The sequence below is a fragment of the Candidatus Rickettsiella viridis genome (genome assembly GCF_003966755.1).
Taxonomy (GTDB): domain Bacteria; phylum Pseudomonadota; class Gammaproteobacteria; order Diplorickettsiales; family Diplorickettsiaceae; genus Rickettsiella_B; species Rickettsiella_B viridis.
The window spans coordinates 1322006-1343872 of sequence record NZ_AP018005.1 but is presented as its reverse complement, the minus strand read 5'-3'; the positions used below and the strand labels follow the sequence as shown (position 1 = coordinate 1343872).

Here is a 21867-nt window from a genome sequence, read left to right as displayed (position 1 = left end):
TAATGTAAGGTTTTATATTAATGGCCAAAAATAAAAAAAATGAATTACTACAATGTTACTTAAATGCGTTAGAAAATTATTGTAAAAGAAAGCCAAGACAAGGCTGTATGCCGACTTTTTTTACAAAATATAGGCATTCTTTTAAAGAATATCCTGTATTAGTTAGACTACACAAAGCACTCGCGGAAGAACAAGATAGCGTTTCAGCATTGACGGTAGTGATTAATCACTTTATCACTAACACAGCGGCCTTTAACAATCATTCTTTTAACAATTACTTTATGGATGAGTTAAAAAGTTCAGAATCTTTTAAAGATATTGAGTGGGATTGTTTTACGCCAAAGGCTATAAAGCACTATACCAGTTCACTCAAGCGTGGTGATACGCGACCACCTGAGGTCATTTTTAAATCTGGATTTAAAGAGAGAAGCCCGTCAAAGTCTTATTCAGACTATCTCAAATATTATACAGGAACTATCGGTATATCTACTAGTAAAGATTTTTTTGCTGCGATTAACTATCCAATGCGCAGGGAAAATTTAATATTAAAATATATTCGTGCCCTATTTAAATGTTCTGCCTATGATCAGAAGCCTCGCTATGTCTATCTTATTGATTATCAAGGAGCAGATGGTTTTGATATTTTAAAAACAGGACAAGCACGTGGTTTAAGTTTTTCTGGTGTTTTTCATCAAGATCGTTTTAATGCCTTGCAAGATAAAGAAGTTAACGTTAAAGGCGCTATTAGCCCTGAATATATTCGTGGTGTTTATGAGTCAACAGATGGTAGATCATGGTTGTGGCGTGAGAATCCAGTGTACATGGCTAGCATTAAACCGGATGAAATCGAAAAAAGCCCTACTCATAATATAATAGGGCTTTAGTTCGCTGACTCAATCTGTTCTATAGACTACGTACTAAATATTTGGAGTTATCTTCTGTGGTTTCATCCAGCAGATTTTTACCCATCAGGCCGGCTGTTCTTGGGTTTTTTCCAAAAAAGCTAGTGTGAATATTAACAGAACTTGACTTGGGTGTAGTTAGCTCTTCGGCTATAGGGCTATATGTTCCTATAGAAGAAAGATTGGGTGAATAGGGCTCAACAAAAGAAACCGATTTGGTTCCTGTTATAAGATTAGGTATAGAATAAATGATTTCCTCAAGTACCTCCCTAAGTAGACTAAAAAGACGGCGAGTATTTTTTAATGAATGCGTTTTTTCTACATCTTCCGAAGGAACAGCAACTAAGGGAGTTAATAAGTTAGACACTGTTGTTGCTTTTTTTTCCATGGCTTTTATTTGTACTAGCGCAGTAGTCAATACTTCATGAGTTGTATCAGAATTCCTTAATAATTTTTCAATTTTAAGAACTTTGCCTAATAAATTTAATAGCTTATTATATTTACGCTCTTCTGTAGATGTTCTATTTTCTGATGATTTTTGAGATAAAGCATCAAATTCATTATCGGTTATATTAAAAACAGAATAAATTTGAGCAGATAAGTAACATTTAGCAAGTAAAGATAAAATCCGATTTTCTAATATATTCTCAGAGTCCTCAACGAGTGCAGAAGGTATAGGTTTTTTGTCAATATCAAAACCAGCGAAGGTAAAACTTATTTTTTCAATTACTTTTTCTGCGGCCGCTAAAGCGAGTTCACCTTTTAACTTATGTATTTCAGCCTTAAACTGCATTTTTTCCTGATCATCGGCGTTATCGATTTTTTTAAAAAGGGAATCCAGCCGTTCCTGCTTTGTTCGCAATTCAGCAAGCTTATCGGCTCCGAGCATTTCCAATAAAATATGCGTGATAAAAGAATTTGCTTCTGTTTCTTGAGGGTTAAAATTAAATATTTTTTTATTAGGCCTAAATTCTGCAGATGGATGTGCCATATAAACTCCTCATTAAACTAAGTTATAATTTGGTTTCTAATCGTAAGAATTTACCTTTTTTAACTATTAAATTTTCTACGCGTTTAGTCTATCGCTTTTTTATTAAGAAAATATTAAATAATAGGCCATATGATTAATATAATTATGTTATAGAATCTTAAAGAAGGGCTTTGGACTGAATGGGCGTTAAAAATTCAATTAAGTAAAGAAGAGGAAAAGCGTCAGTTTTGCCAAAATAGTAAGTTTTCTGAAAAACTTATCTTATTTTAGTAATTATGCGACAGGAAAATTAAAATATATATGTTTATAGGGCTCATTTCGTAAGCTAAAATGCCACCATTCATTTTTTAGTGAACTAAAGCCAGCTTCTCGCATCAGTGTTTGCAACAGCATGCGATTTTTAAATTGTTCTGGGCTGACACTTCGATTGGATGGCTGGGATAATGGATCTAAAAAATCAAAAGGAGTCCCCATATCAAGCGGCTCGTTGGTTTTTAAATCAATGATCGTTAGGTCTACTGTACTGCCGCGACTATGTCCTGAACGATGGGCAATGTAATTGCGCTGAAATAATTCGCTTTTATTGATATGTGGATAATACTCCGCTTTCATTTTTTGATCGTTAGGGTTCTGGCTCCATTGGAAAAAGTCATCTACAGCCATTTGTGGTCTATAACAATCAAAAACGCGCAATCCTAGATTATTTTTATTGAGTACGTTTTGTACATGCAATAAAGCTATGGCCGCTTGCTTTGTCAAAATACAAATGGGATTTTTATATCCCATGATGGGGCGACCCATAAAATTATTCGATGTAACATATCGAATATCTTCTTGAATAGAGGGGGCTTGACTTTTTAATGCTACAAAATTGCTGGTTTTTTCTGTTGCGTAACTATTGATAGTGAAGAAAAAAAATGTGTAAAAAAGTAGTAGAAGTTTTTGAACTACTATTCTATGCATGTTATTGACCAAAGAGTTGCTTGTCGATGAGATCGCACAAACAATGGATAATTAATAAGTGTGTTTCTTGTATGCGTGCGGTGGATGAGCCTGAGACACGTATTTCAATATCAGCAGAGTTTAACAAGCTTGCTAGTGAACCTCCATCTTTACCTGTCAACGCAATTATTTTTAAGCCTCTACTTTGTGCTGCTTTGCATGCATATAGTATACTTTCTGAATTACCACTGGTTGAAATCAGTAGTAAAATATCTCCGTCTTGGCCAAGCGCACGGATTTGTTTAGCGAAAATTTCATTATAGCTATAGTCATTTGCAATGGAAGTAATTGTGGAGGTATCTGTGGTAAGCGCAATAGCGGGTAAGCTAGGGCGTTCTATTTCAAACCGATTAATAAGTTCTGAGGCGAAATGCTGAGAATCAGCCGCAGAACCGCCATTGCCACAGACAAGAATCTTATTATTATTCATTAGACAAGCAACGAATAGCTGGCTTGCTGCAAGTATTATTGCTGGAAGCTCCTCTAAAGCGAGAGTTTTAGTTTTAATACTTTCTTCAAAGTGAGTTTTAATACGTGCCAGAAGATCCATAAATTACCTAGAGAATGCGTTTTTAAGCCATTCTACTTGAGCGGGGTAATGCTGGGAAGGCCTAAGCTTTTGCAGTAGAGAGGAGGGTTTGCCAGCAGAAATGCCCAGTACATCAAAACGACAGGGAATTTCTGCGAATCTAGGGTTAGATTGTAGATAATACTCGGCAGTTTTAATCAATTTAGTTTGTTTATATGCATCGACTGTTTCTAAGCTATGCCCAAACCGGTGTTGCTGGCGATAGCGAACCTCGACAAAAACAAGCATTTCTTTATCTTGCATAATCAAGTCAATTTCTCCTAGGCGACAGGCATAATTGCGAGTAATAAGGCATAGACCTTGGGCTTTTAAATAACGATAGGCAAAGTCTTCAGCTTGTTTTCCCAGGTTTTTAGAAATAAGCGCCATCAATTGATTAAGGTTACATGGCCTTTACGAAATTGTGCACACGTCAGTTGGCGAACGATACGACGTTGTTTATTTAATGTAAGCTCACCTGTTGCACCCGGCAAGGTTTGCGTTAAGGATTGGTTTAAATAGGCTAACTGTTGAGTAATATGGAATGCATCAACACCTAGGGCATAATAGCTACGGTGTCGTCTAAAAAACCCAGGTGAATTAGCAGACACCAATAGCTGTTCATACAGTAAAGGATTTGGTGAGTTTTGCCCGAGTGTCCAAGGTGCGCTACAGAAAATAACTTGATTGAGATCGTTATCTAAACGACGGTTGGGTAGGCCGGTATAAATTGCCGCTGTGGCATAGACAGGAATATCGCCTGCATAGTAGAACTTCAATAAAGGGATAACTTGCCGACCTACTTTGGGATTACTGGCTAAAAAAATAACATCAAAATCGGTGCGTCTGTCATGTGGTGGCTTAAATTGAAGAAAATGACTTATCTGCCGTGTTAATGCCGAAGAACTTTGAGCTAATGTTAGGCGATCGGCAACGGTTCCACCTAAGCTTTTCCATTCATCAGCAAACGTTTGTCCTATTTGAGTGCCCCAATTATCGCTTAAGGTCATAATTAGCGCAGAACGGCGACCACTTTTCCAAGCGTGCTGAGCTGCTTGTCGCGCTTCATCTAAAGGTGATAAACCAAATTGGAATAATTCGGGAGGCGTACTAATATCAGAATTTAAATAATTGAGCGCAAGTATGGGGGTGCTCAATTGTAAACCAGCAAGTGTTTGGACTTGTGGTTTAAGTAGTGGGCCTACGACAAACTGAGCCTTTTGTGCCAAAGCCTGGTCATAGGCGGCTTGGATAGTGGGTTCTTTGGTAGTATCAATGACGATAATTTGAGGTTTGTTTTGATTTGTTTGCGCAGCAGCAGCCAGAAAGCCTTGCTTAACCGCTTGGCCAACGCCGCTTAATGGGCCTTGTAATGGAACGAGTAAAGAAATAATTTGCGGAGTGCCTAATTGAGTATTACCGTTAGATATGCTCTCCGATAGCGTGTTTGTGGCAATAGGCGATGGCGCATGGACAGAGTTTTGGCCACATCCTATTAAATAGGAGCATGTGAATAACAACGTAATTAAAAAGAATATTCGTAAAAATAAGGAAGGCATCTTCGTATCACTCGTCAAATTTTAACCAGTACTACTAATAATAGTAGTTTATTCAGATAGGGTAACGCAATGTTATAGCATTGCTTCTACAGATTTTTTTATAAACCGAGTACTTTGTGTCACGCTATTTTCCACCGGATGACGATGATCTCATTTTTTTTCGCAATGCGATGAAAGACGTTAAGCGTATAAAACAATTGCCAGCGTTAAAAAAAGTTTCTGCAAAAAAAAAATCGGGGTTAAATACCTCGAGTAAGTTTGTATCTAAGAGCAAAAAAGTACATGAAATTGATAAGGATTTACTTCAGTCGCTTGCGGATCCGGTAGAGCAAACAATAGCAGCCGAAGATAAATTATTTTATAAAAGACCGGGTCCGCAAAGCAAAGTGATCAAGCAATTAATTCGCGGCGAAATAATTCGATCAGCGTGCTTAGATTTACATGGAATGACCATAGAACAGGCACGTTTAGCCACCGTTCATTTTCTGACAGAATGTCGCCAATCAAATTTTCGGTGTGTACAAGTTATTCATGGAAAAGGGCAGTTAAGCCAAACGGGGCCAAAATTAAAAAATCATATTAATTACTGGTTACCACAAATTCCTTGGGTATTAGCATTTTCATCGGCACAACCTAGAGACGGAGGAAGGGGCGCTGTTTATATACTACTGGCAAAGTCATTTAATCGTCATGGCGAGGCCGAAACTTTGTTGCGGCCGTGGCCATCTAGGAAAAATTAAATTATGTTACTAGATTGCCGCGCGCTTCGCGCTCGCAATGACGAAAGGCCAAGGCTTTTTTAATTACGAACGGCAAGCTTAGCAAAACTTGCGACTAGCCATTTTGTACCTACTTTATTAAATTTAACCTGCAGTCGGGTATGCCCGCCGTGACCATCGGCATCAATAATAACGCCTTCACCAAAGGTAGGGTGCATTACCTCTTGTCCTAAGCATAATCCTGTATCGCCAATTATTGTTTGGCTTTTTTGGCGCGTGCTTTTTATAGAATGTAATTGGGTAGGCCGTATTATTTGTGTTTTTAGCCGCACTTCATCTAAGAGTTCTTTTGGAATTTCAGAAATAAATCGTGAAGGCCGATGCTGACTTTCTGTGCCATGTAAGCGACGTACTTCTGCGTAAGTTAGATAAAGTTTCCGCATAGCGCGTGTTATACCCACATAACATAAACGACGTTCTTCTTCTAAGCGGCCGGGCTCGTCATGGGACATATGATGTGGAAACAAACCTTCTTCCATGCCGCATAAAAATACTTGTGGAAACTCAAGTCCTTTCGCCGAGTGTAAGGTCATTAATTGTACACAATTTTCTGAGTTATTCGCTTGATGCTCACCCGACTCCAATGCAACGTGCGCTAAAAAGGCGGATAGTATGGAAAGGCTATCATCTTCTGGTGTAAATTGACGTGTGGCATTCACAAGTTCTTCAAGGTTCTCGATCCGCGCCTGACCACGTTCACCTTTTTCTTTTTTATAATGTGCAAATAAACCACTGCTATAAAGGGCTTGCTCGGTTTGCTCAGAAAGCGATAATGTTTTTGTTTCTTCGTCTATTTGATCAATCAACTGTAAAAAGGCTGTTAATGCATTGGCTGCGCGAGCGGATAGCGTGTTACTGGATAATAATTGCTGTGAAGATTCCCATAAGGAAATGCTTTGGCTTCGTGCCTCTGTGCGTAGTGTTTGCACGGTTTGATCGCCAATGCCTCGCGTGGGCGTGTTAACGACGCGTTCAAAGGCTTGATCATCGTTTCGATTCGCGATCAAACGTAAATAAGCTAAGGCATCTTTGATTTCAGCACGTTCAAAAAAGCGTAGCCCACCGTAGATGCGATAAGGAATTTGTGCGCGGATTAATGCTTCTTCTAATACGCGAGATTGCGCATTAGAGCGATATAAAATAGCATTCTCATTGAACTGGAATCCTTTTTTTACATCTTGTTTTATTCGATCGACGATAAAGCGCGCTTCGTCTAGATCATTAAATGCACCATAAAGAGATATTAATTCACCTTGATCACCGCTGCTCCATAGTTTTTTACCCAGGCGGCCATCGTTATGTGAAATTAATGCATTGGATGCTGCTAAAATGACACCGGTGGAACGATAATTTTGTTCAAGCTTAATGATCTGATTATTTGGGAAATCTTTTTTAAATCGATGAATGTTTTCTACCTTGGCGCCGCGCCAACCATAGATAGACTGATCATCGTCGCCAACGATCATTAAACAATTTTGATCGCCGCAGAGTAATTTTAACCAGGCATATTGAATAGTATTCGTATCTTGAAACTCGTCGACTAAAATGTGACGAAATCGTGCTTGATAGTGTTCTAAGATATCGGGATTTTTGGTAAAAAGCTCATAGCTTCTTAACAGCAGTTCCGCAAAGTCAACGGCACCATTACGGGCACAGATGTCTTCATAGGCTTGATAAACACGGATTAAGGTTTTGTTATACGGATCATTCGCATTGGCTACTTGATTAGGTCGAATGCCTGCATCTTTTTGTTGATTAATAAACCATTGAATTTTTTTAGGTACCCACTGTGCTTCATCTAGATTGAGACTAGCAATAATTCGTTTAATAATACGGTGTTGATCATCACTATCTAGAATTTGAAAGGCTTGTGGTAACCCGGCGGCTTCCCAGTGTTGACGTAGTAGGCGGTGTGCAAGTCCATGGAAAGTACCTACCCACATCATTTTTATCGGTAGGTCGACTAAGGTTTCCAAACGATGGCGCATCTCTCCTGCGGCTTTATTAGTAAAGGTGACAGCAAGGATATTATGTGGAGAAATATGCTCAATATCGATAAGCCAGGCAATGCGATGGACTAATACGCGAGTCTTTCCACTGCCCGCACCTGCCAGCACGAGTAAGTGGCCTTCAGGGGCCGATACCACTTTTTGTTGAGCTTCATTCAGGGAGGCTAATAAACTTTCTTGATTATTCATAGGTTAGAGATTGTAACGGACTTTGATAAAATATTTAAGGGATAAGATAGAAAAGCATATTTTTTGTTTTAAGAAAGATGAAGTGTTACAGCCAAAGCTTAACTGTTTTTATAGCTAACTGATGGAACATCGTTTACCATACTTGTTTTTAAAGGGAATGATTTCTTTTTAAAAAAAGAGGGTGGGCAAAAAAAGCATTTAAAGTTTAATGAAGCTTCGTATTCTTTTGCTCTGAGTAATTGAACTTTTTGTTCAATATAGGATAGATAGAAACCGTTTTCATCAGCGGGAATTACCGTATATTTTTTTTTGCATAATTTTCATGTGTGTCTGCCCATTTACAATCGTGTGATCGAAATCAATAGCAATTAATAGCATAAATAATCCCTGTTTTATTTTAGTGGTTGAATTTGTATCGCATAATTCTGGATAGGCATTTTTCTTGGAACGACTTTTTGTTCATAAAGAAAATAGGAAAAAGATTGATAATTTTCTTGATTAAGTTGAGCAGGATGACGTGCCAAATAAGATAAAGTCGTTTGCCAAATCTGATGGGTTAATTCATTATTTAAAGTAGGATTATTTTTGGCAAATAATTGCCAGCTTTTTTCAGGGTTTTTTAGTAAATAATCACTGGCTTGTTGCAGCGCGATTAAGAATTTTTTTAAACGTGGGTCAGTTAGTTCATGGTGATTGGTCACAATAATTAACTCATCATAAGAAGGCATCACCGCGTCGACAGGAAATAGGGTTACTGGCTGGCCAGAAAACTGCAATTGTAATGGTTCTACATTACGCATCACGTTAACAATCGCATCTACGCGTTTTGATAGCAGTGCTTGTGTCAAATTATATTGGATATTGATAGCTTCTACATCCTTGAGAGTTAACCCTGCTTTTTTTAGAAGTGTCTCTAAAGCTAAAGTGCCTTCTACATTTGAGGTATAACCGATTTTTTTTCCTTTTAGATCCGCAATGCTATCAATTCCACTTTCTTTTCTTACGACTAAACAATTTAAAGGTTTATCGATGAGAGTGGCCATGCGTACTAGAGGTAAACCTTGCGCTGCTTGTACTACTAATTGGGGTTGATACGTAATAGCGAGATCGGCACGACCTGCGGCAACAAGCTTAGCACCATCATCTGGTTCAGCAGGAACAATAATATTAACATTGATACCTTGTTGTCGGAAAAATCCTTGCTCTTGCGCAATAAAAATGGCGGCATGATTGGGGTTCACTAACCAGTCTAAGATCAGTGTTAATGGTTTTGCGTTGACATAGTTAGGCATTAAAAATAATACCATAAAAACAAAGCGAGTTATTTTAGGCATAAATTTTAAATGCTGTGCTGTGGGTTGTATTGTTGTATAACGAGCCAAGGCATAGAAAAATATAAGAGTTTATCGATTATAAAATAAATAGAAATGGTTAATAAAATAAGTATCCATAATGTAGCAAACATCAAATCGATTTGCATTTGAGCATTACTACTTAGTAATAAAAAGCCTAATCCTTTATTCGAACCCACCCATTCGCCAATGACAGCACCCAAAGGCGCCATTGCCGTCGCTAATCGTATTCCCGAAGCAAGCTGTGGTAATGCAGCAGGAATACGGATGTGATAAAGCATTCGCCAACGGTTAGCACCCATCAATTGTGCATTATCCAAATAATGTTGCGATGTTTTTTTTAAACCATCTAAAAAATTATTAGCAATCGGAAAGAATAGCATTAATGTGGTTGTGGCTATCTTTGCAGTGACGCCATAACCAAACCAAATAACGAGTAAGGGAGCAATGGCAAATACGGGTAATGCTTGACTGATCAATAAAAGAGGCAATAGGAGCGAATGAACGGGACGAAATAAACTCATGCTGAGTGCTAAACTAATACCAAATAAAATACCGAAGAGTAAACCAAGCAGGGTTTCTATCAATGTAGGTAGCAGATTTGTCATAATGAGTGCACGGTGTGTGGTTAAACTACTGAGCACTTGTAAAGGAGTAGGTAATAGATAACTTGGTAGTTGTAAAGCAACGACAGTACATTGCCAAATTAACAATAAAGTAGAAGTAACTAATATTCCCCGTATAAATAAGCGCATTAATAGGTTTCCTTTAAGCGATCTAATAATTTGCTTTGCCATTGCAATAAGTTGGGATTATTCAGTGAGCGTGGTGGAGGATCGTCTAATAATGCTAAATTTATATATTCAATTTGTGCAGGCTGGCCTGACATAATTGCAATGTGGTGGCCTAAACGAAGCGCTTCTAAAGGATCGTGTGTGATTAATAATACCGTGCGAAGTGTGAGCGATTGTGCGGAGAGCGTTTGTAGTTGGTAGCGGGTAATAGTATCTAATGATGAAAAAGGTTCATCCATTAAAATAATGGGTTTGTTTTCTAGTAATACTCTTGCTAATGCAACGCGTTGTTGCATGCCGCCGGATAATTGGGCTGGATATTTTTTTAAGGCATGATTGAGTCCGAATTGCTGCAGCAGCGTTTTTGCTTCAGCAATTTCAGTGGAATGTTTTCTGCCGCGTAATCGATAACCGAGTAACGCATTTTTTTCAACACTAAGCCAAGGTAACAGTGCATTAGATTGTGGCATATAGGCGATACGCGATACGCGATTGTAAGCTTTGTTGGTCGCTGGCAGTGATATCTGCGTAAGCAGATGTGTTTAGTTTGGCGATAAGTTGTAGAAAACTTGTTTTTCCAATGCCACTGGGTCCAAGTAAACACGTGGTTTGACCAGCAGGGATGTGAAAATTGAGCTGATCAAATAAAATTTGATTTTGATATTGTAAACAAGCATTACTTATTGTAATGGCAGGCGAGTTTTTCATATACTTTTCCTACGCGAGAACTACCTCGATCAGGTTTATAAAGGGTATTTCTCAGCCTAAAACCTTCGTCTTTTAATCGCTTTCGTTGTTGAATTGCCTTTTCCGATGCTCATGTACTTTGTGTACACTCCGCTTCTCAAAGTCAATTCGCCTAGAAATCAATTAAAATACTTGGTTTTCTATTCAATAAATATCAATAGGCACCCCTAAGTGAAGCAAATACTAACAAGCTTGTGATGAAAATAAAAGAACAAACAAGGTAATTTTGTATTAATTTTACGCACTTTTTTGCCTTGGGCTTGAGTTATTCTAAAAGTTAACGTTTAATCAATTTAATGATTTGGTTTTTTGGGGAGTATTATGTCCAGAGCTTTTCAATCGCTTATTTTGGCAGGCGTACTAGCTTTATTTTCTACCGCTGCATTTTCTTCTATTGTAGAAAAACCTATTAATTTTTCAGATTATAAAGGTAAGTGGGTTGTTATCAGCTATTGGGCAACCTGGTGTAGTATTTGTATGGGAGAAATACCCGAGCTAAACGCTTTTTATAAAGCGCATACTAATGACGTGGTTATGTTCGGGTTTAACTATGATGATGACGGCAATTTATCTAAACATATTCAACAGAGTGGCGTTGCTTTTCCTACCTTAAGACATGATCCAAAAGGACATTTTAAACTAGGTAGAATTCGTGGGTTACCCACCATGCTTATAATAGGGCCTGATGGTGGCTTAAAACACGTATTAACGGGTTCACAGAGCAGACAGGATATAGAGAACGCACTGCGTTAATTAAAATAATGGTTCACTACTTGTGTTATCTTTTATATTAGCGGGTTCTGTTTTATATTAGCGGGTTCTGATTCAGTGCCCGTTTGATTATCCGTGTTGTCGGGCGATGGGAAGTTTGACAGATCTTCCTCGCTGGGTGTTTTTGGTAAATTATCTTGACGGAAATATTCCAAAATAGAACCGGGTGTACCTTCTGGAAGTAAATAACCTGTCATTGGATCGATACTAGCAGTAATGATATCAGGTGGTTGAGGCATTGTTCTTTCAGGTTTACCTTGCAGTGCGACGCGCATAAAGTCTATCCACATCGGTAAGGCTGTTTTTGCGCCATATTCAAGCACAGACGTAGGTTGATCAAAGCCTATCCAAACAGTCGCAACCAAATCACTATTAAAACCAGAAAACCAGGTGTCCACATAATCACTCGTCGTTCCTGTTTTTCCGGCAAGATCACTACGACCTAAGCTTCTTGCCTGATAGCCTGTACCGTAGCGAATAACATCTTTTAGCGCGGATGTCGTTAAAAAAGCAATGTCAGCAGGGATAGCTTGTGGTGCATAAGGATTATCTTTTGCATTGGGTGCTGGTGTTTCAATTTTACCCGTCAAACAATCTTTACACGCTATTTTAGGTTCGGCTTGGTAAATAACGTCCCCTTGTTCATTGGTAATATGATCAATCAAATAAGGTGTAATACGATAACCGCCATTAGCAAACACGGCATAAGCACGTGCTAATTCGATAGGTGTTACTTCACCGGTGCCTAATGCGAGCGAAAGATTGCGCGGTAATTTTTTTGCATTGAATCCAAAGCGTTTTGCATAAGATAAGACATAAGGCACATCAATGGCTTGCAATAAACGGACTGAAACCAGATTAATAGATTTCGCTAAAGCTACACGTAAACGAGTGGGGCCGCTAAAAATGTGGTTATCATTTTGTGGGCGCCAAGGCTCATCGCGTCCAGGTATATCAAATACCAAAGGTGCATCATTAAATACATTAGCAAGCGTATAACCTTTAGCTAAGGCAGCGGCATAAATAAAAGGTTTAAAGCCAGAGCCGGGTTGTCGTTCAGCTTGAATGACGCGGTTGAACTTACTTAAGTTATAATCAAATCCACCTACTAATGCGCTTATGGCACCATTTTGAGGATTTAAAGCAATCAATGCGCCTTGTACTTTAGGTATTTGCGCAAGTTGCCAGATATTGTTTTGATTCTGCACACGTATGATATCGCCAATATGGACTTTATCTTTTAAAGCTTCGGGAGGAGCAGTGAGTTGCGTGGTATCCAATTGAGGTATTGTCCAAGCAAGACCCGTCCAAGGAATAAGAATAGCCTGATGATTCGCTAATAAAGCCATGACGCCTTCATTTGTTACGAGTGTAACAATGGCAGCTTGTAAGCCATTAACAGAAGGGATCCGATGCAATGTATTTAATGCAAGCGCCAGCTTTTTAGGATCTAAGGGACCTATATTTTTTTCAGGTCCTCTATAGCCATGTCGACGATCATAGGCAAATAACGCCTTAGATAAGGCATTATTCGCGGCTATTTGTTGAGTTGCATTAAGTGTTGTATAAACATTATATCCTTTCGTATAAATATCATCGCCAAAACTTTTATACATCATGTCGCGAACCATTTCAGCGACATACGGTGCTTTTAACATGCCACTGGTTTCAGTATCAGGGCGTGTTTGCATAGGTGTTTGAATAGCGGTTTCATAAACCGGTTTTGATATATAACCGAGTTCAAACATACGGGCTAAGACGTGGTCACGTCGTTGCCTTGCAGCAATAGGATTAACGATAGGATTAATAGCGGAGGGTGCTTTAGGTAGGCCTGCAATCGTTGCCATTTCAGGCAATGTAAGTTGATTAAGCGCTTTATCAAAATAAACTTGTGCAGCGGCAGCAATTCCGTAGGCTCGATTACCTAAGTAAATTTTATTAAGATAAAGTTCTAGAATTTGATCTTTGCTAAACTCACGTTCTATTTTGAGGGATAAAAGAATTTCAGTAAATTTACGTAAAAATGTTTTTTCGCGTGACAAATAAAAGTTACGCGCTACTTGCATGGTGATCGTACTACCACCTTGCACTTTTGTGCCCGTTATTAGTAATTCGCTAGCGGCACGTAATAAACCATAAAAATCGACACCATGATGTTCTAAAAAACGTTGATCTTCCGTGGCTAAAAAAGCTTTAACCATTAATGTCGGTACTTCATTTAATCTGACCAAATTCCGATGTAGTTCCCCGAATTCAGCAATCGGTTGACCCTCGCTGGTATAAATCCGCATAGGAATAGGTAGCTGTACAGATTTTAATTCATCGACATCAGGTAGCTGTTTATCTAGATATAAATAGACCAAGCTGGCCACTACAATAAGCGTAATGAAGAGGCTTATTAGCATCAACAGTAGATTGCGTAAAACAGAAGGGCGTTTTTTCATAATGAGGGGCATTAATTAGCTTATGTCATGATATCGCATCTTTTTATTAATGTCCTAATCATGTCAAGTATATAAGGGTATATAAATTTAGATTAACAATTGATCAGTCTGTCATTTAATTATATTTTGGATAATTGACAGTTTTTTATTTGAATGCATAATAAGGAGTGGTGTTTATTTCCATTGCCGAATAAGATACTCACAGCAGTTGGATTTTCGGCAAGGCGCCGCGAAGGAGAGCAACCGCAGTGTATACAGCATACATGAGGATTGCGAACCGAGCTGGAACGCAGCAAAAAATTCAAATGCGAAGAGTATAATTAAACAATGCGCTTGATTAGGGATAGATTAAGAGTAGCTAGGTCGAAAAATGACATAATAGGGTTAGATATAGGGTATTCAGCCATTAAATGTGTCGTCTTACGATGGTGCGGTGATGTTAGTGTGCCTTATGAGCTAAAAAATTATACTGTAAAAGCGATTCCATTCGGCAATATCCAGAATAATGATATTAAATCCAAATCATTATTAATAACAGCTATTAAGGAGCTGTTAGAAAAAGCAGCTATTTATTCCAGGTATTGTGTAGCAGCGCTTCCCGATACCTTAGTCAATAGTAAGTGGCTTCGTATTGATTGTTCGGCGGCAGAGAATATTGACGTTGCCATTAATTTAGCTATAGAAGAGCATATTCCTTACCCTTTAGATGCTATGTATTTTGATTATCAAATTTTTGATAATCAGCAGGAAGAAGATGTAAGTTATCTTAATGTATTGTTAGTTGCCTGTCGTAAAGAGCATTTAGATGCCCGTTTAGACATTCTTCATCAAGCCAATTTAGCTCCCCTGTTTATTGAAATAAATTCGCATGCAGTAGAGCGCGCATATTTTCATTTTTATTCTTCAAGCACGACAGAATCCTACATGCTTATTGATGTTGGGATGGCTCAATTAACAATTTTGTTTTTAGACCAGACTAGACAATTACGGAGTTGTAGTGAAAGGATAGTCTTTTCTAATACCGAAGCTGTATTGCAACAAACGAAACGGTTTATTAATGCCATTTTTTTATGTCGTCCTTATTTTAAGTGGGATAAGCTTTTTTTTATAGGTTCTAATCTTCCGGTATTAAAATTTTTAGTAAAAAGATTACATGGTTTTTTAGGCCTAAATACAGCAACAGTAGCATGGGAAACATCATTGTTTTCTTTGGATAGTTTGAATGTAAAAGAATTTAAAAAGCTATTTCCAAGTTTATTTTTAAGTTTTGGTTTAGCTTTGAGAGCGATATAGCTTAGAAAATTTTCTAAGGGATTTATAATGAAGGGAATCAATTTATTAGCTTGCAAAGGGCCGCATTATAAACAGAAAAAGTTCGGGTTAAGTTTTTTTCTGTCCGGATTAGTATGGCTGCTTTTTTTATCAGCGGTGCTATTGAATTTCTTTTTAGCCGATCAAATTAAGCAGTTAAAGTTTCATAAGAGTAGATTGAATGATCGGATTAGCTCACTTTCTCTTTGCATTGAAAAATTAAAAAAAGAACAAGAAAAATTTATTCAATTTAGAATGAGTGGAATAAATAATAAAAACCTTAAATTTGCGGATAAAAATGTTTTAAAAAATTATTCAATTACACAGTTTAAAATGGTTGGCTTTTTTCGTGGAGGTTTTATTGAAAAAAAATGGGCGTTGCTAAAATTACCCAATAAGCATTTTTATAAAGTTGAAGTAAATGATGAACTCGGGTTAGAGCGAGGACATGTTATTTTTATCGATGAAAAAAGAATAATTATTAATGGAATGGATAATAAAAAAATAGAATTAAACCTAAATAACTAGGAAGTTTTAGTATGTGTTACTTCTCTTTTCTGAGTAAAATTATCATAGTTTGTTTGGTTTTTTTTGTATCCTATCGGACATTAGCGGCTAATTCATCTCCAGTAGATTCCCAATCAAGTAAAGACATGATAGGTACACACCTCTCATTAAACTTTCAAGATATTAAAGTACGTGCTGCGTTACAGTTATTAGCAGAATTTGGAGAGTTTAACTTAATTGTAGATGATAAGGTGCAAGGTAATTTAAGTTTACATTTAAATGATATTCCTTGGGAACAGGCGTTCGATATTATTTTGCAATCGAAAAATTTAGTTAAGCGCCCTATCAAAAATAGCTGGTTTATACTGCCGCAAAGTGAGTTTTTACAGCGCGATAAAGAAAAATTAAAAATAAATAGTGAGCGACAGGCCTTAAGCCCTATGCTGGGAAAATTAATACAAATTCAGTATAGCAAAGCAACTCTACTGGCAGATTTACTCAAGGATAAAAATAATAATATTTTATCTCCAAAGGGTAGTGTTAATGTGGATAAACGAGGAAATAGTTTATGGGTGAGAGATTCCAAGGAAAGACTTATTCAAATAGAAAAAGTTATTAGGCAATTTGATAGGCCTATTAAACAAATAGCGATAGAGGCACGAATTGTCAATGTAGACAAAATAAAAGCAAGTGAGCTGGGTGCTAAATTTGGATTTAAGATATTATCTTCATCAGATGTTACTTCATCGCATTCTAAGCCTTCTTTAAGGAGTTCTATGCCAGACTTAAATATGGATTTGCCTTTTTCAGAAATAAAACATGGAAAAGTGCAACTTAATTTAATGAAAATTGTCAAAAATATCTTTTTAGATTTGGAGTTAACCGCTTTAGAAAATGAAGGGGAGTTAAAAATTATTTCTACACCGCACCTAATGACAGCCGATCAAATGCCTGCTTCTATACAAGCGGGAGAAGACATTCCGTATCAAAAAAAAGAAGGAGGCGATACCGTTATTCAATTTCAACCAGCCGTATTATCCTTAAGCGTAACGCCCCAAGTATTGCCCAATCATCAGTTAATGCTTGATTTAGTGGTCAACCAAGATCAGCCTAGTACGTTCACGGTGTCCGGTACGCCGGCTATTCATAAGCGAGGCATTAAAACCCAAGTTATCATCAACGATGGTGAAACGGTGGTGTTGGGAGGGATATATGAGCATATGCAGAATCAATCGATTGAGCGTATCCCCTTTTTAGGTTCTCTGCCCATAATAGGTCGCTTATTTTCTTATAAAGAAACAAGCGAAAAATGTAATGAACTTTTAATATTTTTAACGCCCACTATTTTACCCACTTAATTTTTAAGCGTATTAACGACGTTTATTCTGTTTAGTAGTTAGAACTCGTCATTGCGAGCACCGAAGGTGCGAAGCAATCCAGGAAGTCAAGTAAACTGGATGGCCACGCTCATTTCATTCGCTCGCCATGACGATGTCGTAGAAGGAGCATGAGTTTTCTTGTCAGCAAACCTATTACTGAGGTTTACCTAAAGCCCGGTATACGGTATTTTCATGCTATGAACTGGATTCAATGGTTTCGATTCCCTAAATTAGATAATAATAGGCTGATTCATAGCCTAAAGACGGCTATTGCCTTTTTATTAGGTGTATTTATTGTACGCATCTTCCATTTCCCCCAAAATGGACAATGGGTATTAATTAGTATTTTAGTGGTGATGTGCGCCCAATCTCGCGTGGGTGCCATTATACAAAAATCGTATATGCGCTTTTTAGGTACTGTTTTAGGTGCCTGTATTGCAGCGCTTACGCTTTGGCTGGCTTATCCTTCCGTTATTTGGACTACTTTAATATTATGTCTTACCACGGCTTTATTTAGCTATATTGCAGATAGCCCCAGTTATTTGAGTGAAGCGGGGGCTTTAGGTGCTGTCACCACAGTGATTATCTTGATTGGCATAAATCCGAGTTATGCTAATGTATTAAGCCGTTTTCTTGAGATTAGTTTGGGGATCGTGATTGCTTTGTTAGTGTCACGTTTTATTTGGCCTTTACATTCCAGAACACAATTACGTTATATTGTATTAAATACCTTAAAAAACCTGCAGAAAATTTCTCAGCAATTAAAAGGGTTTTATTCTATAGATGCTGAAAAGAGCTATGAAGCTTATGAAGATAAAGTCATTAGTCGATTTAGTAGCCAAAGTAAATTACTTGATGAAGTCATGCGAGAATCGTTTGGCCGTTCTTCGTTAGCGCATGTGTTTAAGGCTATTCTGCGCTCAGAGCGTGAAATTTTACGTTGGGTTAGTTTGATGAAAAACGCATTAATGAGTTTTTCTGAAGAAATGCGTGTGAATATTAATCAACAAGCGCGGGTGCAAAAGATTTATGATCGCAGCGATAAATTATTTGAAGCGCTTATCGAACAGCTTAATGATAAAGAAAGTGAATATCCTGTTACTACCTTGGCAAGCATATTAAAGTGGAAAAACGAAGTACATCAAGAACTCAGTCCATTTATCAGTACAGACTCTGATAAATTAGCGATTGATTTATTTATTTTTGCAGCAGGGAATTTATTAAACCAATTAACAGAAACAAACCATTTAATAAAAAAAATCTAAACTATGAACCATTCATCCCATCGTTTAATACGTGCTTTTTTTCGGCAACCTGTTGATCGAACACCCGTTTGGATCATGCGTCAGGCAGGCCGATATTTACCTGAATACTGTGCAACGCGTAAAAAAGCGGGAGATTTTTTAACGCTGTGTAAAACGCCTGAACTAGCGTGTGAAGTCACATTACAACCTTTAGAACGATTTGAATTAGACGCGGCTATTCTTTTTTCTGATATTTTAACGATTCCTGACGCAATGGGGTTAGGACTTTATTTTGTAGAGGGTGAGGGCCCCAAATTCCATAAACCCCTTAAGACAGTAGCCGATATTAAAGCATTAAAAATTCCTGATCCGATGCAAGAATTGCGTTATGTGTGTGACGCTGTTTCATTGTGTAGACGCGAGATCAATAATAAAGTGCCTTTAATTGGATTTTCGGGCAGTCCTTGGACATTAGCGTGTTATATGTTGGAGGGTGAAGGGAGCAGAGAGTTTAGACAAGCTAAGACATTGCTTTACCAAGAGCCACAAGCACTTCATTCTTTATTAAATACATTAACAAAAGCCATTACGCAGTATCTTAATGCACAGATAGCATCCGGTGTGCAAGCGATTATGATCTTTGATACCTGGGGTGGATTATTAACACCTTCGGCTTATCAAGCTTTTTCATTGGATTATATGACGCAAATAATTGCGGGTCTTACGCGTGAGCATAACCAAGAGAAAATACCGGTCGTATTATTTACTAAAGGTGGTGGGTTTTGCTTAGAGAAAATAGCTGATTCAGCATGTGATGCCATTGGTTTAGATTGGACGATTGATTTAGCACAGGCCAGGCGACGTGTAGGCAGTAAAGTTGCTTTACAAGGTAATATGGATCCGGCCGTGCTTTTTGGTACAGATGAACGAATACGTGAAGAAGTAAGCACTATTCTTAGTGCTTATGGAACTGGCACAGGGCATATATTTAATTTAGGTCATGGTATTTCTCAATTTACTTCGCCGGATAAAGTAAAAGTATTAGTAGATGCAGTACACGAATTAAGCGCGACATTTCATACGATCTCTTCTTAAGTCTATTAAGCGCTACTTTCGCTAAATAGTGATCAATCGTAGTATAAAATAGAGAGTTTATGTTCAATGAAGGTAGCCCTCTATAAAAATAGCTCAATTTAGATGATGTTTTTCAAAACGATTTAGCAAAATTGATAAAATAGCCCATTATGTATTTTTTAATAAACTCAAGACAACTTATAATGGGTGCGTTACTCATATAGATTATCTGTCGCGAAATTTTAATCAGAGAAATCTTTTTTTAACCATCACTTTTATCGAACTTCTATCTTAGATGGTTTGGTATTATTAAAAAATAACATCAAATAGCCAAGAATACCGGATAAAGCAGAGCCACTTAAGATACCTAAACGTACCAAAGATGAAGTTTCGTTCGCAGTGAAAGCAAGGTTAGCAATAAACAAACTCATGGTAAAACCAATTCCGCAAATTAAAGCGGTTCCGTAGATATGTTGCCAGTTTGCTTGATGGGGTAATTTTGCCCACTTAGCTTTTACAGCTAACCAACTTGCACTAAGAATTCCAAACTGTTTACCAAGAAATAATCCTGCAATAATTCCTAACGGCAAAGGATGGGCTAATGTATTCCAATGCAATCCAGCAAACGATAAGCCTGCATTAGCAAAGGCAAAAACTGGCAAAATGGCATAAGCGATCCAAGGATGTAATTGGTGCTCTAATTTCTTTAATAAAGAGGGCTGTTGCTTGATGGAGCGTAATGGAATAGTGAGGCCAAATAGTACGCCCGCAATAGTTGCATGCACGCCAGATTTAAGAATGAAAAGCCATAAAGGGAGTGCGAATAGCAGATAGGGCAGAAAGCGATTAATATTAAAATAGTTCAACACGATTAAGGCAATGAGGCAAGCAAAAGCCAAGATTAAGTAAAGCCAACCGATCTGTTGTGTGTAAAAAATTGCAATAACAAGTATAGCGCCCAAATCGTCGATAATAGCTAAGGCGGTTAAAAAAATCTTTAAGGAATTAGGAATTTTTTTATTAAGTAGAGAGAGTACACCTAAGGAAAAAGCGATATCGGTTGCCATAGGGATGGCCCAACCTGGTGTGTATTCAGAATGTCCGTGCGTAATAAGCAAATAGAAAAGTGCGGGTACTATCATTCCGCCGATGGCTGCCATCGTAGGTAACAGCGCTTTATCTATACTATTAAGTTCACCTTGTATCAACTCACGCTTTATTTCTAAACTGACTAAAAAAAAGAAAATAGTCATTAAGCCATCGTTAACGAAGTGTAAAAATGAGAGATGCAGGTTTCCTAAGCTGAGTGTTAACTGTAATAGGTTTTGGTAATAGGTATCTAAAGGAGAGTTTGCGAGAAATAAAGCAATCAGTGTCGCAATACCTAAAAGTATTCCGCCAGCTGTTTGTAGTTGTGTAAACTGATTAAATAACTTGCGCATTTAATGAATATCCTTTGAATCACTGTTAGACCATAAGCAACGACCTGTCGTTTTATGAATCGTTGATAAACAGCGGTTGTGCGCATTTAGCTCTTCTGTGTTTGCATAAAGGACTGGAAGTTCGTGCATAGTGATGCTCTTTTTATTTTCGGTAGAGATGAGAGAATGATTAATGACGGCATTATCGTCAAATAGATTGGTTTGACCGCCGGTCATTGCAAGATAAACGCGTGCTAGTAGTTCAGCATCGAGTAGTGCGCCGTGCTTATCACGTTTAGAGTTATCGATCTCGTAACGTTTACATAAGGCATCTAAACTATTACGTTGCCCAGGGTGAAGTTGCCGTGCCAAAGGAAGTGTATCCAATACTTGGCAATAATGAGTGACTTTTTTGTAATTTTTTTTCGTTAATTGTATTTCATTATCGAGAAAAGCAAGATCAAACGGTGCATTATGGATAATTAGTTCAGCGCCGTTGAGGAATTCTAATAATTCATCAACAATAGATGAAAATAAGGGCTTGTCTTGAAGAAATTCGCTAGTTAAGCCATGCACAGCCAGTGCGCCTGCCTCGCTGTCGCGACCTGGATTCAGATAACAATGAAAATGCCGCTTTGTTAATCGACGATCGATGAGTTCAAGGCAGCCAATTTCAATGACGCGGTGCCCAGCGCTGATTTCTCTACCCGTTGTTTCGGTATCTAAAATGATTTGGCGCATAATATAAAAATAAATTAAAAGTGATTTATGTCTAATATATTACGCATTAGGACTGGAAATGGCCAGTCCTGTAAACTTTACTT

The 21867-nt window shown here is 37.8% G+C and carries 21 protein-coding genes; 8 read left to right on the top strand and 13 right to left on the bottom strand.

Annotation, left to right across the window (positions count from 1 at the left end):
• Positions 1-20 precede the first annotated feature (20 nt).
• Positions 21-884 (top strand): scabin-related ADP-ribosyltransferase, encoded by an 864-nt coding sequence (locus tag DMP02_RS06105; RefSeq protein ID WP_126323263.1) that lies wholly within the window; start codon positions 21-23, stop codon positions 882-884.
• 19 nt (positions 885-903) lie between these two features.
• Here the strand turns inward: DMP02_RS06105 and DMP02_RS06100 are convergent, their stop codons facing one another.
• The 5 genes from DMP02_RS06100 to DMP02_RS06080 form a co-directional block, all read right to left on the bottom strand.
• Positions 904-1893 carry a hypothetical protein gene (locus DMP02_RS06100; protein ID WP_126323262.1) on the bottom strand — a complete coding sequence of 330 codons (990 nt, stop codon included), beginning with the start codon at positions 1891-1893 and terminating at the stop codon, positions 904-906.
• A gap of 273 nt (positions 1894-2166) precedes the next feature.
• On the bottom strand, positions 2167-2856 hold the full coding sequence (locus DMP02_RS06095; protein WP_126323261.1) for a M15 family metallopeptidase: 690 nt from the start codon (positions 2854-2856) through the stop codon (positions 2167-2169).
• Position 2857: 1 nt separating this feature from the next.
• Complete coding sequence (locus DMP02_RS06090; RefSeq protein ID WP_126323260.1) at positions 2858-3445, bottom strand: phosphoheptose isomerase; 588 nt, start codon at positions 3443-3445, stop codon at positions 2858-2860.
• A gap of 3 nt (positions 3446-3448) precedes the next feature.
• On the bottom strand, positions 3449-3853 hold the full coding sequence (locus DMP02_RS06085; protein WP_126323518.1) for a YraN family protein: 405 nt from the start codon (positions 3851-3853) through the stop codon (positions 3449-3451).
• Entirely contained in the window at positions 3853-5022 is a 1170-nt protein-coding gene (locus DMP02_RS06080; RefSeq protein ID WP_126323259.1) for a penicillin-binding protein activator, read from the bottom strand. Before DMP02_RS06080 ends, DMP02_RS06085 begins: the two co-directional genes overlap by 1 nt.
• A 116-nt stretch (positions 5023-5138) precedes the next feature.
• On the opposite strand from DMP02_RS06080, the gene DMP02_RS06075 reads away from it, so the two are divergent.
• Complete coding sequence (locus DMP02_RS06075; RefSeq protein WP_126323258.1) at positions 5139-5762, top strand: Smr/MutS family protein; 624 nt, start codon at positions 5139-5141, stop codon at positions 5760-5762.
• A gap of 59 nt (positions 5763-5821) precedes the next feature.
• Here DMP02_RS06075 and uvrD read toward each other — a convergent pair whose 3' ends face one another.
• The 5 genes from uvrD to DMP02_RS07485 all read right to left on the bottom strand — a co-directional run bounded on the left by uvrD (position 5822) and on the right by DMP02_RS07485 (position 10853).
• A complete protein-coding gene (gene uvrD / locus DMP02_RS06070; RefSeq protein ID WP_126323257.1) occupies positions 5822-7999 on the bottom strand; it encodes a DNA helicase II in 2178 nt (725 codons plus the stop codon).
• A 392-nt stretch (positions 8000-8391) separates the two neighbouring features.
• Positions 8392-9333, bottom strand: a complete 942-nt coding sequence (locus DMP02_RS06065; protein ID WP_126323256.1) for an ABC transporter substrate-binding protein — start codon at positions 9331-9333, stop codon at positions 8392-8394.
• Between the two features lie 5 nt (positions 9334-9338).
• Positions 9339-10106, bottom strand: a complete 768-nt coding sequence (locus DMP02_RS06060) for an ABC transporter permease (RefSeq protein ID WP_126323255.1) — start codon at positions 10104-10106, stop codon at positions 9339-9341.
• Positions 10106-10615: an ATP-binding cassette domain-containing protein gene (locus DMP02_RS06055; RefSeq protein ID WP_269471427.1), complete on the bottom strand. Its 510-nt coding sequence runs from the start codon at positions 10613-10615 to the stop codon at positions 10106-10108. Before DMP02_RS06055 ends, DMP02_RS06060 begins: the two co-directional genes overlap by 1 nt.
• The gene (locus DMP02_RS07485; RefSeq protein ID WP_269471426.1) at positions 10602-10853 is read right to left on the bottom strand and encodes an ATP-binding cassette domain-containing protein; all 252 of its coding nucleotides are present in this window, start codon (positions 10851-10853) and stop codon (positions 10602-10604) included. Before DMP02_RS07485 ends, DMP02_RS06055 begins: the two co-directional genes overlap by 14 nt.
• Positions 10854-11213: 360 nt before the next feature.
• On the opposite strand from DMP02_RS07485, the gene DMP02_RS06050 reads away from it, so the two are divergent.
• Complete coding sequence (locus DMP02_RS06050) at positions 11214-11645, top strand: TlpA family protein disulfide reductase (RefSeq protein WP_126323254.1); 432 nt, start codon at positions 11214-11216, stop codon at positions 11643-11645.
• Positions 11646-11677: 32 nt separating this feature from the next.
• Here DMP02_RS06050 and DMP02_RS06045 read toward each other — a convergent pair whose 3' ends face one another.
• Complete coding sequence (locus DMP02_RS06045) at positions 11678-14107, bottom strand: penicillin-binding protein 1A (RefSeq protein ID WP_232019631.1); 2430 nt, start codon at positions 14105-14107, stop codon at positions 11678-11680.
• 327 nt (positions 14108-14434) lie between these two features.
• Between DMP02_RS06045 and pilM the strand changes: the two genes are divergently transcribed.
• The 5 genes from pilM to hemE all read left to right on the top strand — a co-directional run bounded on the left by pilM (position 14435) and on the right by hemE (position 19643).
• Positions 14435-15400, top strand: a complete 966-nt coding sequence (pilM, locus tag DMP02_RS06040; protein WP_126323253.1) for a type IV pilus biogenesis protein PilM — start codon at positions 14435-14437, stop codon at positions 15398-15400.
• Between the two features lie 195 nt (positions 15401-15595).
• Positions 15596-15946 (top strand): pilus assembly protein PilP, encoded by a 351-nt coding sequence (locus DMP02_RS06035; RefSeq protein WP_172593996.1) that lies wholly within the window; start codon positions 15596-15598, stop codon positions 15944-15946.
• An 11-nt stretch (positions 15947-15957) separates the two neighbouring features.
• Positions 15958-17283: a type IV pilus secretin PilQ gene (locus DMP02_RS06030; RefSeq protein WP_126323251.1), complete on the top strand. Its 1326-nt coding sequence runs from the start codon at positions 15958-15960 to the stop codon at positions 17281-17283.
• Between the two features lie 149 nt (positions 17284-17432).
• A complete protein-coding gene (locus DMP02_RS06025; RefSeq protein ID WP_126323250.1) occupies positions 17433-18569 on the top strand; it encodes an FUSC family protein in 1137 nt (378 codons plus the stop codon).
• Positions 18570-18572: 3 nt separating this feature from the next.
• Positions 18573-19643: a uroporphyrinogen decarboxylase gene (hemE, locus tag DMP02_RS06020; protein ID WP_126323249.1), complete on the top strand. Its 1071-nt coding sequence runs from the start codon at positions 18573-18575 to the stop codon at positions 19641-19643.
• Positions 19644-19897: 254 nt separating this feature from the next.
• Here hemE and nhaA read toward each other — a convergent pair whose 3' ends face one another.
• Both nhaA and dnaQ read right to left on the bottom strand, forming a co-directional pair.
• Positions 19898-21064 (bottom strand): Na+/H+ antiporter NhaA, encoded by a 1167-nt coding sequence (gene nhaA / locus DMP02_RS06015; RefSeq protein WP_126323248.1) that lies wholly within the window; start codon positions 21062-21064, stop codon positions 19898-19900.
• On the bottom strand, positions 21065-21784 hold the full coding sequence (gene dnaQ / locus DMP02_RS06010) for a DNA polymerase III subunit epsilon (protein ID WP_126323247.1): 720 nt from the start codon (positions 21782-21784) through the stop codon (positions 21065-21067).
• Between the last annotated feature and the right edge of the window lie 83 nt (positions 21785-21867).